We start from the raw sequence: 13,974 nt of genomic DNA on the forward strand, positions 1-13,974 counted from the left end.
GTGAGGTCTGGAGCTTGCGAGCGTTCCTAGCGGCATTCGGCATGAATTGAAATTTGAGGGGATCATCGCGGAGCCGCCAGATTGAGCAGGGTGGGAGGAAAAGCCGGGAGATAGACACGCCGGAAGGCCGCCGGGGAGACGAACGATCTCGACACCGGCAACCGGCGCGCGACACTCAACTGCAATGCCCCCCTTCCAGGTTCCATCGAGCCAAAAAGAAACTGCGCCTCACGACGTCGTCCAGGCGCTGGCAGGAAGAGGCACCCTCATTCTGATCCAGCCTGGGACTCGTCGCCGTTGCCACCATTCCTCACGCCGTAAGAGCTGGATTTTACCCCCGGCACGAGCGTGTAGCCGACGGCTTCCAGACCTCTCCTGAGCAGTTCGCGCACGGCGGCGGCACGCGTCGGCATGCGGTTACTGAACCGGAAGTCATCGATCACCGTCAATTCGTCCTCGTCGAGCATGACCTGAAGTCGCTCGCCACGGCTGAGGCTTGTGCCCTTGATCGTTGTCTCGCTCATCGTTCGACCCTGCGCTGACCCGGGATCACTCAATCGACGCAAAAGCATCACTCCCCTCAGAATGCGCCACTTACTCATTTGTTCCCATTGAGCGATTACCTCGAAATGAGCAGGCGGCGTGCACGCCTCCCTATAAGCCACTGCACCAATTGGTTTTTTATCGAGTCGACCGGCGAAACGCGGTAACCTTGCGAAAATAATTTCAGGGAGCGCGCCGCAATAGCGCCGTTCCGGAACAGGAGCAGTGATGCCAGTCGCAGGAAAAATCGTGCTGAAGAGCGGAGCACAGCTTCCGCTGGAATACCGTATGGTGACGCAGTCGGACGGCCTCTTGTCGGGAGAGCTGATCGGCGATCTGGACGCCTGGGATCCGTTGGTCTTTGCCGACCGCCTCAGACTGCTCTGCAATGACGGGCGATCGGTCGAGGTGCTGATCACGCATGTGACCGACAAGGGCGCACTGTTCATCGCCGCGCTGGAAGCCGCCGCCACGAACTCCGATTGCCTGGACGCGACAACCACGACGGCAGCACTCGCCGGTTAGCTCATCGGGCAGCGGCGCGCCCGAGCCCGCGCAGCGTCATCTCAACTTGTTGCCGCGTCGACGGCACGCTGGAGATCTGCCTGCCAGAACGGCTTTGAGAGCCTCGGCAGTTTCTGTGTTTCGTCGCTTGGCAACTCCGCATAGCCGGTCGCCAGGATGATCGGCAGGCCGGGCCATTTCGCCCTGATGATTTCGGCGAGCTGGGCCCCCGTCATCCGGGGCATTGCGTGATCGGTGATGACGAGATCGATCTTGGCGCCGCCGTCGAGAACCTCGAGCGCCTCCCTGGCCGAGGCCGCCTCGATCACGCTATGGCCCAGATCCTCGAGCAAGGCCGCCGTGTTCATCAGGATGAGCGCGTCGTCATCGACCGCGAGCACCCGCAACGAGCGCTGGGGCTTGTCATCCGACCGAGGCGATGGAGCCTCGGCCGAGGCTTCTTCCGGCAAGCGCCCTGCGGCGGGAAGCCAGATTTCGGCCGTCGTCCCCTCTCCGAACCGGCTATTGAGGACGAAGCGTCCGCCGGATTGTTCGGACATGCCATGGACCATGGACAGCCCGAGCCCCGTGCCCTTGCCAACCCCCTTGGTCGTGAAGAACGGTTCGGTGGCGCGCGCCAGCGTCTGCGCGTCCATTCCCTCGCCGACATCGCTCACCGACAGGCAGAGATAGCGCCCTGGCGCCAGGTTCGAGCGCCCGCCTGCCGAAATATCCTCGGCGCGCGCCGCAATGATGATCGTCCCGCCACCCGGCATGGCGTCCCGCGCATTCATGGTCAGGTTCAGCAGCGCCAGTTCGAGCTGGTGCGGATCGACGCGCGCCGCATCCAGCGTCAGCGGAAATCGCGTCTCTATGCTGACGAGCGGACCGAGCGAGCGCTGAAGCAGCTCCGACATGCCCGAGACCAGCTTCGGCAGATCCACGGTCGTTGGAGAGAGGTCCTGCCGGCGCGCGAAGGACAGCATGCGCTGCGTCAGGGAAATGCCCCGACGCGCGCCCTCGATCGCGTTGTCCGCGAGCGCAGCGATCTTCTCGTTCGAGGCCTGTTTGCGGATGAGCTCCAGGCTGCCGAGGATGGCGGACAGCAGATTATTGAAGTCATGCGCGACGCCGCCGGTGAGCTGACCGATGGCCTCGGTCTTTTGGCTTTGAAGCAGGGATTGCCGCGTCTCCTCCAGCGCCTGCTCCTGGCGGCGCCGTTCGGTCATGTCGCGGGTGACCTTGGCGAAGCCGATGACCTCGCCATCGTCCTTGATCGCATCGATGACCACGCTTGCCCAGAACGGCGTCCCGTCCTTTCGGACGCGCCAGCCCTCCTTTTCGAACTTGCCCTCGCGCATGGCCGTGTCGAGTGCGCGCTGGGGCTCGCCCTTCTCGCGATCCTCGGCCGTATAGAACCGGGAGAAATGCTGCCCGATGATCTCGTCCGGCGCATAGCCCTTGATCCGCTCGGCACCCTGGTTCCAATTGCTGATGATGCCGTCGCGATCGAGCATGTAGATGGCGTAGTCGGTGACGCCCTGCACCAGGAGCCGGAAACGCTCCTCGCTCCGGCGCAGGGCCTTCTCGGCTTCCCGACGCTCAGACAGATCCCGCGTGATCTTGGCGAAGCCGAGGATTTCGCCGTCCGTTCCATAGATCGCGTCGATGACGACGCTGGCCCAGAAGGTCGTGCCGTCCTTGCGGACGCGCCAGCCCTCGCTTTCGAAGCGGCCCTCGCGCGCCGCCGTGCCCAGCGCAAAGGCAGGCAGTCCGCGTGCGCGATCGGCATCGGTGTAGAAACGCGAGAAATTCGTGCCAAGAACCTCGAGCGCTGTGTAGCCCTTGAAGCGTTCAGCGCCCCGGTTCCAGCTGCTGATCGTGCCCGTCGGGTCGAGCATGTAGATCGCATAATCCGTGACGGCCTCGACCAGGATGCGATAGCGCTCGTCGCCCATTGCAGATTGTTCGGCCTTACCCATAGCGTCCCCACGCATCACACCGGAACAGGGAACGCCGACGAACCCGAACTGTTCCGTCACCGGAATGGAAAAGTCCGCACAGCGCCGATGGCGGCGCCGTACGGGCCTTGGGACGTGCAGACACTCTTCTGCAGCGCCCGCGTGCAGGTCCATTTGCTCGATGGAATGCCGCGCGCATGATGGGTCCCAGACGCGAAGGCGGAGTTGGAGGCTGACATGGCTACTGCCGAAGCTTTGCTGGGCACCTGGAAGATGATCTCCTGGACGCGCGAGCTTGTCGCGACCGGGGCTGTGACCGACGCCATGGGGTCTGATCCGGTCGGCTACATCTCCTATCAGCCCGACGGTCGAATGATGGCGCTCGTACTTGACCGGAACAGGGTGAAGCCCGTCGGCTCTGCGCCATCGCCCGAGGAAAAGATCGATCTCTTCGATTCGATGCTTGCCTATGCGGCGGCCTACACGCTGGAGGACGACAAGGTCACCCACCATGTCGACGCGGCCTGGAACCCGACCTGGCAGATCGACCTGATCCGGCCCTACACCCTGGTCGGGGACAGACTCGTGATCAGCGGAGCGCCCGGCCACGATCCCGCAACCGGCGAAGCGGTGATCTACCGCATGGAGTTCCGGAAGGTCTGAGCGCTTTCGCGGGCAGATCGGCACATTTTCAGATTGAACCGAACGACCGCCGCGCTAGCCTAGCTGCAATGATCATTCGTCAGCTTGTGTATCTGGACGCCCTTGCCCGCGAGAAGCATTTTCGACGCGCAGCCGAGGCCTGCCATGTCTCCCAACCCACCCTGTCCACCGCCATCGGACAGCTTGAGGAGGAGCTTGGCGTGCTCATCGTCGAGCGCGGGCGCCGCTTCCAGGGGCTGACAAAGGAAGGCGAGGTCGTGCTCGCCCATGCGCGTCGTATCCTGGCAGAGGCCGACCTGCTGAAGGAATCGATCGCCGAGCTCAGGCAGGGCGTGAGCGGTCGCATCAGGCTCGGCGCTATTCCGACAGCCCTGCCGATGATCGCCCATATCACCGCGCCGTTCTCATCGCGCTACCCGGCCGTCTCCCTGACCGTGCTGTCGCTGACCTCGGCCGAGATCCAGAGCCGCATCGACAATTTCGAGCTCGACGTCGGCCTCACCTATCTCGACAATGAACCTCTCGACCGGGTGATCTCGAAGCCGATCTACCTGGAATCCTATGTGCTGTTGACGCGCGAGGATGGTGAGATCGCGCGGCAGGACACCATCACCTGGGCGGAAGCTGCGGAACTCAAGCTTTGCCTGCTGACCTCCGACATGCAGAACCGGCGGATCATCGACGGCATCTTTCGCTCCGTCGGACATTCGCCGCGACCGGCGATCGAGACGAATTCGATCTTCAACCTGTGCTCCCATGCCGGAATCCAGGGCGTCTCGAGCATCGTCTCGCTGCAGCTCCTCGAGTTCTTCGGCGTGCCGCTCGGAACCAAGGCGCTGCCCCTTGTGGAACCAGACGCCAAGCGCACCATCGGACTGATCGTGGCGGACCGCCAGCCCTTCGCACCATTGGCGCGCAACCTGCTGATGATGTCGCGCCCGATCAGTGAGGCGGGCCTGCCACGCCTGCCCATCGTGAGATAGCTGGGTTCTATCTAAGACGGCAGATCCGGCTCATCCCAGAGGGAACTATAATCGTTTGGCCGCGTTCTATTGATCGGCACGCAAGGAGATGCGGCGAGCATCCCGAGAATGCGGCTTTTTGATAGTTAGAAACTATCATGTAGTTGGAACAAACGATTTGAAATCGTTCCAGCCTTGGCCACCCTGACCACAAGCACGACAGCCGGTTCAACGGCGCCGCTTGGAGGAAATATGGCTGAGTTTTCGGCATGGGACCGGGACGAAGCACGTCGAATCGTCGGCGGGTTCGTTCATTTGGAAGGCGCCACCCTGCCCATTCTGCATGCCTTGCAGGACGAATTCGGTTATATTGATGCCGAAGCCGTAGCGGTGATTTCCGAAGCCTTGAACCTGTCGCGTGCCGAGGTTCATGGCACGATCACCTTCTATCACGACTTCAGGACTGAGCCGCCGCCGCGCCGCGTCGTCAAACTGTGCCGGGCCGAGGCCTGCCAGGCGCTGGGCTGCGAAGAGCTCGTCGCGCATCTCGCCCGGGTGGGCGGGATCGCAGTCGATCATCCGGCTGCCGACAGCCCGGTCGTAGTCGAGACGGTCTATTGCCTGGGGAATTGCGCGCTCGGCCCCTCCGCCATGGTGGACGGCGAATTGATCGGCCGCGTCGACGCCACACGCCTGCTGGCGCTTTGCGAGGTGGCGACTGACTCAAGAGGTCAGGGATGAGTGACATGATCTCCCGCACACGAGTCTTCGTGCCGATCGATGCCGCCGCGCTGTCAGTCGGCGCCGAGGGGGTCGCGCAGGCGATCCAGCGAGAAGCGGTCGAGCGCGGCATCGAGATCGAACTCGTCCGCAACGGCTCGCGCGGCCTGCTCTGGCTCGAACCCATGGTCGAGGTCGAAACCAGCGAAGGCCGTATCGCCTACGGCCCGGTCACGGCGGCTGCCGTGGCAGGCCTGTTCGATGCCGGTTTCGCCCGCGGCGATGTGCATGCGCTACGGCTTGGCCCGACCGCCGAGCTCGATTGGATGAAGCGCCAGCAACGCCTGACATTCGAGCGCGTCGGCCTCACCGACCCGCTCTCCCTGGCGGAGTATCGCGCCCATGGCGGCCTTGCCGGGCTGCAGGCGGCGCTTGCGCTTCAGCCGGCCGAGATCGTCGAGACGGTTCGCGCGTCCGGCCTGCGCGGCCGGGGCGGCGCCGGGTTCCCGACCGGGATCAAATGGAAGACCGTCCATGATGCCAGGGCCGACCAGAAATACATCGTCTGCAATGCCGATGAGGGCGATTCCGGCACATTCGCCGATCGTATGCTCATCGAGGGCGATCCCTTCCTCCTGATCGAAGGCATGGTGATCGCAGCCGTCGCCGTCGGCGCGACCCGTGGCTACATCTATCTGCGCTCCGAATATCCGCACGCCTATCGCGCACTCTGCCGGGCGATTCTGAAGGCCGAGAATGCAGGTTTGCTCGGCGACTCGGTTCTCGGTTCCGGACAGGCTTTCCACCTCGAGGCCCGGCTTGGCGCCGGCGCCTATATCTGCGGCGAGGAGACCTCGCTGCTTGAAAGCCTGGAGGGAAAGCGGGCTGTCGTCCGGGCCAAACCGCCCCTGCCTGCGCTGCAGGGCCTGTTTGGCAAGCCCACAATCGTCAACAACGTGCTCTCCTTCGCCGCCGTTCCGTGGATCCTGACGCATGGTGCGCAGGCCTATGCCGATTTCGGCATGGGTCGCTCGCGCGGCACGCTGCCGGTGCAGCTCGGCGGCAATATCAGGCGCGGCGGGCTGATCGAGCTCGCCTTCGGCATCTCGCTGCGGGAAATCATCGAGGGCTTCGGCGGCGGAACGCTGAGCGGCCGGCCGATTCGAGCCGTCCAGGTGGGCGGCCCGCTCGGCGCCTATCTGACGGAGAAGCAGCTCGATACGCCAATGGATTATGAGGCGCTGGCCGCCATGCGGGCGATGCTCGGCCATGGCGGCATCGTCGTCTTCGACGACAGGGTCGACATGGCGAAGCAGGCGCGCTTCGCCTTCGCGTTCTGCGCCAAGGAAAGCTGCGGCAAGTGCACGCCGTGCCGGATCGGCGCGACGCGTGGCGTCGAGGTGATGGATCGCATCATCGCAGGCCACGAGCGTCCCAAGAACATCGCCGTGCTGCGCGATCTGTCGCGCCTGATGACCGACGCTTCGCTCTGCGCGATGGGCGGCCTGACCCCCATGCCGGTGCTGAGCGCCCTGGACCATTTTTCCGAGGATTTCGACCGGCCACCGCTGCCGATGGCCGCCGAATGAGGAGCGTCTGATGAGCCTGATCAAGGAGATCGATTTCGGAACGCCGATCCGCGTGGCGGAGAAGCTGGTCACGCTGACGGTCGACGGGCAAAGTGTCACTGTGCCGGACGGCACCTCCGTCATGGCCGCGGCGATGAGCCTCGGCACCAAGATCCCGAAGCTCTGCGCCACCGATACGCTCGAACCCTTCGGCTCGTGCCGACTCTGCCTCGTCGAGATCGAAGGACGGCGCGGCACCCCTGCCTCCTGCACGACGCCGGCCGAGGACGGCATGGTGGTCAAGACGCAAAGCGAGCAACTCTCGACGCTGCGCAAGGGCGTGATGGAGCTCTACATCTCCGACCACCCGCTGGACTGCCTGACCTGTTCCGCCAATGGCGACTGCGAACTGCAGGACATGGCCGGCGCTGTCGGCCTGCGCGAGGTGCGCTACGGCTATGAGGGCGAGAACCACGTCTTCGCCAAGCAGGACGGCATGGCCAACGCGCTGTTCCTCGGCAAGGACTCCTCGAACCCCTATTTCACCTATGACCCGTCGAAATGCATTGTCTGCAACCGCTGCGTCCGCGCCTGCGAAGAGGTGCAGGGCACATTCGCGCTGACGATCACGGGGCGTGGCTTCGAGTCGCGCGTTGCGGCCGGCCCGACGGACTTCCTCGGCTCCGAATGCGTCTCCTGCGGCGCCTGTGTGCAGGCCTGCCCGACCGCGACCCTGATGGAAAATTCCGTCATCGCGATGGGCCAGCCGGAGCATTCCAAGGTCACGACCTGCGCCTATTGCGGTGTCGGCTGCTCGTTCAAGGCCGAGATGCAGGGCGACCGCGTGGTCCGGATGGTTCCCTACAAGGACGGCAAGGCGAATGAGGGACATTCCTGCGTCAAGGGCCGTTTCGCCTGGGGCTATGCGACCCACAAGGACCGCATCACCCAGCCGATGATTCGCGAAAAGATCACCGATCCCTGGCGTGAGGTGTGCTGGGAGGAGGCGATCGGCTACGCGGCGTCCGAGTTCAAGCGAATCCAGGCCAGCTACGGCCGGGAATCGGTAGGTGCGATCACCTCGTCCCGCTGCACCAATGAAGAGGTCTTCCTCGTCCAGAAACTGGTGCGGGCCGCGTTCCGAAACAATAATGTCGACACCTGCGCCCGCGTCTGCCATTCGCCGACCGGCTACGGGCTGAAGACCACGTTCGGCACCTCCGCAGGCACCCAGGACTTCAAGTCCGTGGACAAGGCGGATGTGATCATCGTCATCGGCGCCAACCCGACCGACGGGCACCCCGTCTTCGCCTCGCGGATGAAGAAGCGCTTGCGCGAGGGCGCCAAGCTGATCGTTGCCGATCCGCGCAGGATCGACCTCGTGAGGTCGCCGCATATCCAGGCCGAGCACCATCTTCAGCTCAAGCCCGGCACCAATGTCGCGCTGGTCAATGCGATTGCCCATGTCGTGGTCACCGAAGGGCTGATCGACGAGGACTATGTCCGCGAGCGCTGCGACCTCACCGATTTCGAGATCTGGGCCCGCTTCATCGCCGAGGAGCGCAACTCGCCCGAGGCGAGCGAGGAGTTCACCGGCGTGCCGGCGGCCGAGGTTCGCGCCGCCGCGCGGCTCTTCGCCACCGGCGGCAATGGTGCGATCTATTACGGGCTCGGCGTCACCGAGCACAGTCAGGGCTCGACCATGGTCATGGCGATGGCGAACCTGGCGATGGCCACCGGCAATATCGGGCGCGAGGGCGTCGGCATCAATCCGCTGCGCGGCCAGAACAACGTCCAGGGCTCCTGCGACATGGGGTCTTTCCCCCATGAGTTTTCCGGCTATCGCCACGTCTCGGACGATGCGACCCGCCAGATCTTCGAGATGATGTGGGGCGTGCCGCTCGAGACCGAGCCGGGCCTGCGCATTCCCAACATGCTCGACGAGGCGGTTGGGGGCACCTTCAAGGGGCTCTATGTCCAGGGCGAAGACATCGCGCAATCCGATCCCAACACCCAGCACGTCACGGCGGGGCTCGCTGCGATGGAATGCGTCGTCATCCAGGATCTCTTCCTGAACGAAACGGCGAAATACGCCCATGTCTTCCTGCCGGGCTCCTCCTTCCTGGAGAAGGACGGCACCTTCACCAATGCCGAACGCCGGATCAACCGCGTCCGCCAGGTCATGGCGCCGCTCTCGGGTAAGTCGGAATGGCAGGTCACGATCGATCTCGCCAATGCGCTCGGCTATGACATGGCCTATGCCCATCCCAGCGAGATCATGGACGAGATCGCGCGACTGACGCCGAGCTTCGCAGGGGTGAGCTATGACAAGCTCGACAAGCAGGGCTCGGTGCAATGGCCCTGCAACGAGAAAGCCCCGAACGGCACGCCGCTGATGCATGTCGACCGCTTCGTGCGCGGCAAGGGCAAATTCATGATCACGGAATACGTGCCGACGCAGGAGCGCACCGGCCCGCGCTTCCCGCTGATCCTGACGACCGGCCGCATTCTTTCGCAGTACAATGTCGGCGCGCAGACGCGGCGGACAGAGAACACCGCCTGGCATGACGAGGATGTCCTCGAGATCCACCCGTTCGATGCGGAGAATCGCGGCATCCAGACGGGCGATCTGGTCTCCCTTGCCAGCCGCTCGGGCGATATCGCACTGCGGGCCGAGGTCTCGGAGCGCATGCAACCGGGCGTGGTCTACACGACCTTCCACCATGCCTCGACTGGCGCCAACGTGATCACCACCGATTATTCGGACTGGGCGACGAACTGTCCGGAATACAAGGTCACGGCCGTCGAGGTTCGGCGCACCAACGCCTATTCGCAATGGCAGGAGCGGAACCGGGAAGAAGACGTCTCACTCAGGCTGATCGCAGGCAGGTTGGCAGATGCCGCGGAATAATTCGCCCGCCCAGTCTCCGGCCTCCAGCGCCGTCCAGGTCGAACCATTGCGGTTCGACACAGGTCCGCAGCCGCTTGCGATCGCCGAGGTCCCGGTCGAGACGCCGGTCAATGTCGTCTACGGCACCCTGCCCTATGCGGTGATGATGGCGAGCCCGGCAGACCTGGAGGATTTCGTCGTCGGCTTCAGCCTGACCGAAGGCATCATCGCCGGGGTCGACGAGATCCGCGAAATCCGGGTCACCCAGCAGGATGACGGCATCCTGGTCTCGGTCGAACTCGCGCCCGGTCGCTTCCGCGAACATCTCGCCCGCCGCCGCAATCTTTCGGGCCGGACGTCCTGCGGCCTGTGCGGCGTCGAAACCCTGGCCGATCTGCCGGTCGCGGAGTTGGTGTCCCGCGGCAGTTCCCCGGTCACGCCCAGCGCCATCCGCGCAGCGCTCGCGGCCCTGGAGGGCCATCAACCGCTGCATCGCCTGACGCGCGCCGTCCATGCCGCGGCCTGGTGCGACAGCAATGGAGCGATCCTGGCTGCGCGCGAGGATGTCGGCCGCCACAACGCGCTGGACAAGCTGATCGGCGCCCGGCTTCGCGCCGGCCATCGCGCCGATGACGGCTTTGTTCTCGTCACCAGCCGCGCCTCCTTCGAGATGGTCGAGAAGGCCGCGATCTTCGGAGCCGGAACACTGGTTTCGGTTTCTGCCCCGACATCCCTGGCGATCGAGCGAGCAAAGCGCCTCGGTCTCACCCTGGTCAGCATCGCCCGCAGCGACGCGGCCATGCTTTTCGCCGGTACGCTCGCACATGAGCGGGAGGCCCATACGTCATGAGCACGACCAGCAATACGCCCTCCTCGCATGCCGAAGCGGTGCTGGCGGGCAAAGGCGCCAAGCTCGCGCATATGGGCGGTCAGATCGCCGAGTTCTTCCAATCCTACCCGGACGAGCAGGCCGTGCCCGCGATCGCCGACCATATCAACCAGTTCTGGAGCCGGCGCATGCGCGACGACTTCATCGCAGCCTTCGCTACAAACCCATCCGGATTGCCACCGCTGCTGCGCAAGGCGCTGCCCAGGATCAAGGGCGCGCCCGCCGGACGCTGACATTTCTGCTGTTCACGGAATGCCACCGGCCCTTCGTGGGAAGGCCGGTGTGGGGAGAAGTCGGCGCAGAAGCCGGCCACGACACCAACCGCTTGGGGGAGAATGACTGGGATGAGCATCGCACAAGATATAGCGCAGGTCGCACCCTCGCCCGGCCTATTAGACCGGGAACGGATCATTGCGACGGCGGGGTTCAATCGTTGGCTGTACCGCCCGCGGCGCTCTGCATCCATCTATGCATCGGCATGGCCTATGGTTTCAGCGTGTTCTGGCTGCCGCTCAGCCAGGCGATCGGCATCACCAAGCCCGTCGCCTGCGCGGCGGATGTCGGGCTGATCGGCTCGCTGTTCACGACGAGCTGCGACTGGAAGGTCGCCGATCTCGGCTGGATGTACACGCTGTTCTTCGTGCTGCTCGGCTCTTCGGCAGCGATCTGGGGCGGCTGGCTCGAACGTTCGGGCCCGAGCAAGGCAGCCTTCGTATCCGCGCTGTGCTGGTGTGGCGGACTGCTGATCTCGGCCTTGGGCGTCTACACGCACCAGCTCTGGCTGATGTGGCTGGGCTCGGGCGTGATCGGCGGCATCGGACTTGGCCTTGGCTATATCTCTCCGGTCTCGACGCTGGTGAAATGGTTCCCAGACCGGCGCGGCATGGCGACCGGCATGGCGATCATGGGTTTCGGCGGCGGCGCGATGATCGGCTCGCCGCTGGCGGATATTCTGATGAACTATTTCAAGACGCCGACCTCCGTCGGTGTCTGGCAAACCTTCGTCGTGATGGCCGTGATCTACTTTGCCTTCATGATGGCGGGTGCCTTCGGCTATCGCATTCCGCCGGCTGGCTGGCGCCCGGAGGGCTGGACGCCGCCGGCAACCCAGAACGCCATGATCACGTCCGGCCATGTCCATCTCAAGGATGCGCACAAGACACGGCAGTTCTGGCTGATCTGGGCGGTGCTCTGCCTCAACGTCTCCGCCGGCATCGGCGTGCTCGGCATGGCATCGCCGATGCTGCAGGAGATTTTCGCGGGGTCGCTGATCGGCAAGCCCGAGATCGGCTTTGCCGCGCTCGATGCCGAGCAGAAGAAGCAGATCGCGACGATCGCCGCGGCCTTTGTCGGCCTGCTCTCGCTGTTCAACATCGTCGGCCGCTTCTTCTGGGCCTCGCTGTCGGACAAACTGGGGCGCAAGCTGACCTATGCCACCTTCTTCGGCCTCGGCATGCTGCTCTACGGGCTCTCGCCCTGGGCGGCGCATGCCGGATCGCTGGCGTTGTTCGTCGCCTTCTTCTGCATCATCCTGTCGATGTATGGCGGCGGCTTCGCGACCGTTCCGGCCTATCTCGCCGACATGTTCGGAACTCAGTTCGTCGGCGCGATCCACGGGCGCCTGCTGACGGCCTGGTCCACCGCCGGCATCGTCGGCCCGGTGGTGGTGAACTATATCCGCGAGGCGCAGATCAATGCGGGCGTGCCCCGTGCGCAGGTCTACGACCGGACGATGTATATCCTGGCCGGCACGCTGGTCCTCGGCTTCATCTGCAACCTGCTCGTGCGCCCCGTCGCGACCAAGTGGTTCATGAAGGACGCGGAAGTCGCCGCCCTCCAGGCCAAGTCGGCCAATGCCAGCGCCAGCCAGCATTACGGCTCCTTCGGCATCGGCAAGGGCGGGCTCGACGGCACGGCGCTCCTAGCCTGGGCCGTCGTCGGCATCCCGATTGCCTGGGGTGTCTGGATCACCCTGTCCAAGTCGCTGGCGCTGTTCCGCTAACCGACAGGATTCGGACGAGACCGTCGAGCCCCGCGGCATGCCGCGGGGCTCGATCTGTTTGGGCATGCCAGCCGAGGTAGCGGCTCTCCACCCTCCCCGCTATTCCAGCGACAATACAATGAGCTAACCGCCTCTCCTCGACAGGGCTGTGAAGGCGCGATCGCTCAAGAACCTTCCTTTCCAGGGATGCCCTGGAAGAGCTGCGTGGACAATGATCGGCCCAATCGGTTATATTTTTTGGAATATAACGAGATTCCTGATCCCGCGATCATTAGGTGCCATGCCGGAAGACAGAGCGACCTCCCTCCAGGAACGAGCCGCGACGCTGGAGGCCAAGGCCTTTCAGGCCAGCGAGCTGTTCAAGGTCTTGGCTCACAAGAACCGGCTGCAGCTGCTCTATCTGCTTGCAGAGCAGGAGCGCTCGGTCACTGAGCTCGAAACCGCCCTGTCCCTGAGCCAGGCCATGGTCTCCCAGCAGCTGACCCGCCTGCGGCTTCAGAGAATCGTGTCGACCCGCCGCGTCGGCCGGCGGATCTTCTACCGCCTGAACGACCGAGGCGTCGGCGCCGTGATCGCAGCCACCCTCGATGCGACGGCTGCGCACTGGACGAAAGCTCACGCCTGAGCGAGGCGTGCGCAAAGGCCCGCCTGGTCCCGCTACGCGCCGGACAGGGGCCGTTCCGCCATTTCCGTCGCGACCGGCCCGTCGATCGGCGTGTCGTAGGTCATCAGGATATAGCCGAGCACGGAATAGAAGCCGACGGTCGCGATCAGGTCGAAGACCGCCTTACGCCCGAATGCCTCCGCAAGCTCGGCCTCGAGATCGGCCGGCAGGCGCCGTTGATCGAAGAGCGCGTCGACGGCACGGGCGACCAGCCCGTCCTCGCCCTCCGGCATTCCGCGCATCGCGGCGATACGCGCGTCACTCATCCCCAAAACCCGGGATCGGCTGACATGATGGGCCCATTCATAGGGCGAGCCCATCCGGTGCGCGGCGCGCAGGATCACCAGCTCCGATCGCACGGCGCCGAGCGCGCTGTCCTTCACCACATGCTGGCGTAGCGCAGCCCAGGCCTTCAGCAGCTCCGGATGATGGGCCATCGTCCGGTAGACATTGAGCGCGCCGGCGAACCCGGTGCGCATCTCGGCAATCTGGTCCGGCCAATCGGCGTCAGTGATCGGTGGGCAGGGAGAGGTCGTCATCGTCAATCTCGTTGCAGGCAGCGCCGGGGAATGCCGGCTCTCGAAAGCATGGGCTGGAAAATTGGATTG

12 protein-coding genes and 1 pseudogene are annotated in these 13,974 nt (G+C 64.4%); 10 read left to right on the forward strand and 3 right to left on the reverse strand.

The window, feature by feature from the left end; all coding sequences use genetic code 11:
• Window positions 1–266: 266 nt before the first annotated feature.
• Window positions 267–524 (reverse strand): hypothetical protein, encoded by a 258-nt coding sequence (locus BIWAKO_RS26195; RefSeq protein ID WP_069881148.1) that lies wholly within the window; start codon window positions 522–524, stop codon window positions 267–269.
• Window positions 525–771: 247 nt separating this feature from the next.
• Between BIWAKO_RS26195 and BIWAKO_RS26200 the strand changes: the two genes are divergently transcribed.
• Window positions 772–1,068 carry a hypothetical protein gene (locus BIWAKO_RS26200; RefSeq protein ID WP_069881149.1) on the forward strand — a complete coding sequence of 99 codons (297 nt, stop codon included), beginning with the start codon at window positions 772–774 and terminating at the stop codon, window positions 1,066–1,068.
• A 41-nt stretch (window positions 1,069–1,109) separates the two neighbouring features.
• On the opposite strand, the gene BIWAKO_RS26205 is transcribed toward BIWAKO_RS26200, so the two are convergent.
• Window positions 1,110–3,029: a hybrid sensor histidine kinase/response regulator gene (locus BIWAKO_RS26205; protein ID WP_084651836.1), complete on the reverse strand. Its 1,920-nt coding sequence runs from the start codon at window positions 3,027–3,029 to the stop codon at window positions 1,110–1,112.
• 216 nt (window positions 3,030–3,245) lie between these two features.
• Here BIWAKO_RS26205 and BIWAKO_RS26210 point away from each other — a divergent pair, with 216 nt between their 5' ends.
• From BIWAKO_RS26210 to BIWAKO_RS26250, 9 genes and pseudogenes are all read left to right on the forward strand, one after another.
• Window positions 3,246–3,671, forward strand: coding sequence for a lipocalin-like domain-containing protein (locus tag BIWAKO_RS26210; protein WP_069881150.1), 426 nt, complete (start codon window positions 3,246–3,248; stop codon window positions 3,669–3,671).
• Window positions 3,672–3,739: 68 nt separating this feature from the next.
• Window positions 3,740–4,654: a LysR family transcriptional regulator gene (locus BIWAKO_RS26215; protein ID WP_244523551.1), complete on the forward strand. Its 915-nt coding sequence runs from the start codon at window positions 3,740–3,742 to the stop codon at window positions 4,652–4,654.
• 231 nt (window positions 4,655–4,885) lie between these two features.
• Entirely contained in the window at window positions 4,886–5,374 is a 489-nt protein-coding gene (locus BIWAKO_RS26220; RefSeq protein ID WP_069881151.1) for an NAD(P)H-dependent oxidoreductase subunit E, read from the forward strand.
• Complete coding sequence (locus BIWAKO_RS26225) at window positions 5,371–6,942, forward strand: formate dehydrogenase beta subunit (protein WP_244523552.1); 1,572 nt, start codon at window positions 5,371–5,373, stop codon at window positions 6,940–6,942. The genes BIWAKO_RS26220 and BIWAKO_RS26225 overlap by 4 nt, the downstream gene beginning before the upstream one ends.
• A 10-nt stretch (window positions 6,943–6,952) precedes the next feature.
• Entirely contained in the window at window positions 6,953–9,832 is a 2,880-nt protein-coding gene (gene fdhF, locus BIWAKO_RS26230; RefSeq protein WP_069881152.1) for a formate dehydrogenase subunit alpha, read from the forward strand.
• Window positions 9,819–10,661 carry a formate dehydrogenase accessory sulfurtransferase FdhD gene (gene fdhD / locus BIWAKO_RS26235; RefSeq protein WP_069881153.1) on the forward strand — a complete coding sequence of 281 codons (843 nt, stop codon included), beginning with the start codon at window positions 9,819–9,821 and terminating at the stop codon, window positions 10,659–10,661. The genes fdhF and fdhD overlap by 14 nt, the downstream gene beginning before the upstream one ends.
• Window positions 10,658–10,933: a formate dehydrogenase subunit delta gene (locus tag BIWAKO_RS26240; RefSeq protein ID WP_084651839.1), complete on the forward strand. Its 276-nt coding sequence runs from the start codon at window positions 10,658–10,660 to the stop codon at window positions 10,931–10,933. Before fdhD ends, BIWAKO_RS26240 begins: the two co-directional genes overlap by 4 nt.
• A 111-nt stretch (window positions 10,934–11,044) precedes the next feature.
• Window positions 11,045–12,702: pseudogene (locus tag BIWAKO_RS26245) on the forward strand (OFA family MFS transporter).
• A 280-nt stretch (window positions 12,703–12,982) separates the two neighbouring features.
• A complete protein-coding gene (locus BIWAKO_RS26250; protein WP_069881154.1) occupies window positions 12,983–13,327 on the forward strand; it encodes an ArsR/SmtB family transcription factor in 345 nt (114 codons plus the stop codon).
• Window positions 13,328–13,359: 32 nt separating this feature from the next.
• On the opposite strand, the gene BIWAKO_RS26255 is transcribed toward BIWAKO_RS26250, so the two are convergent.
• On the reverse strand, window positions 13,360–13,905 hold the full coding sequence (locus tag BIWAKO_RS26255) for a carboxymuconolactone decarboxylase family protein (protein ID WP_069881155.1): 546 nt from the start codon (window positions 13,903–13,905) through the stop codon (window positions 13,360–13,362).
• Between the last annotated feature and the right edge of the window lie 69 nt (window positions 13,906–13,974).

It is taken from the genome of Bosea sp. BIWAKO-01, assembly GCF_001748145.1.
Taxonomy (GTDB): Bacteria; Pseudomonadota; Alphaproteobacteria; order Rhizobiales; family Beijerinckiaceae; genus Allobosea.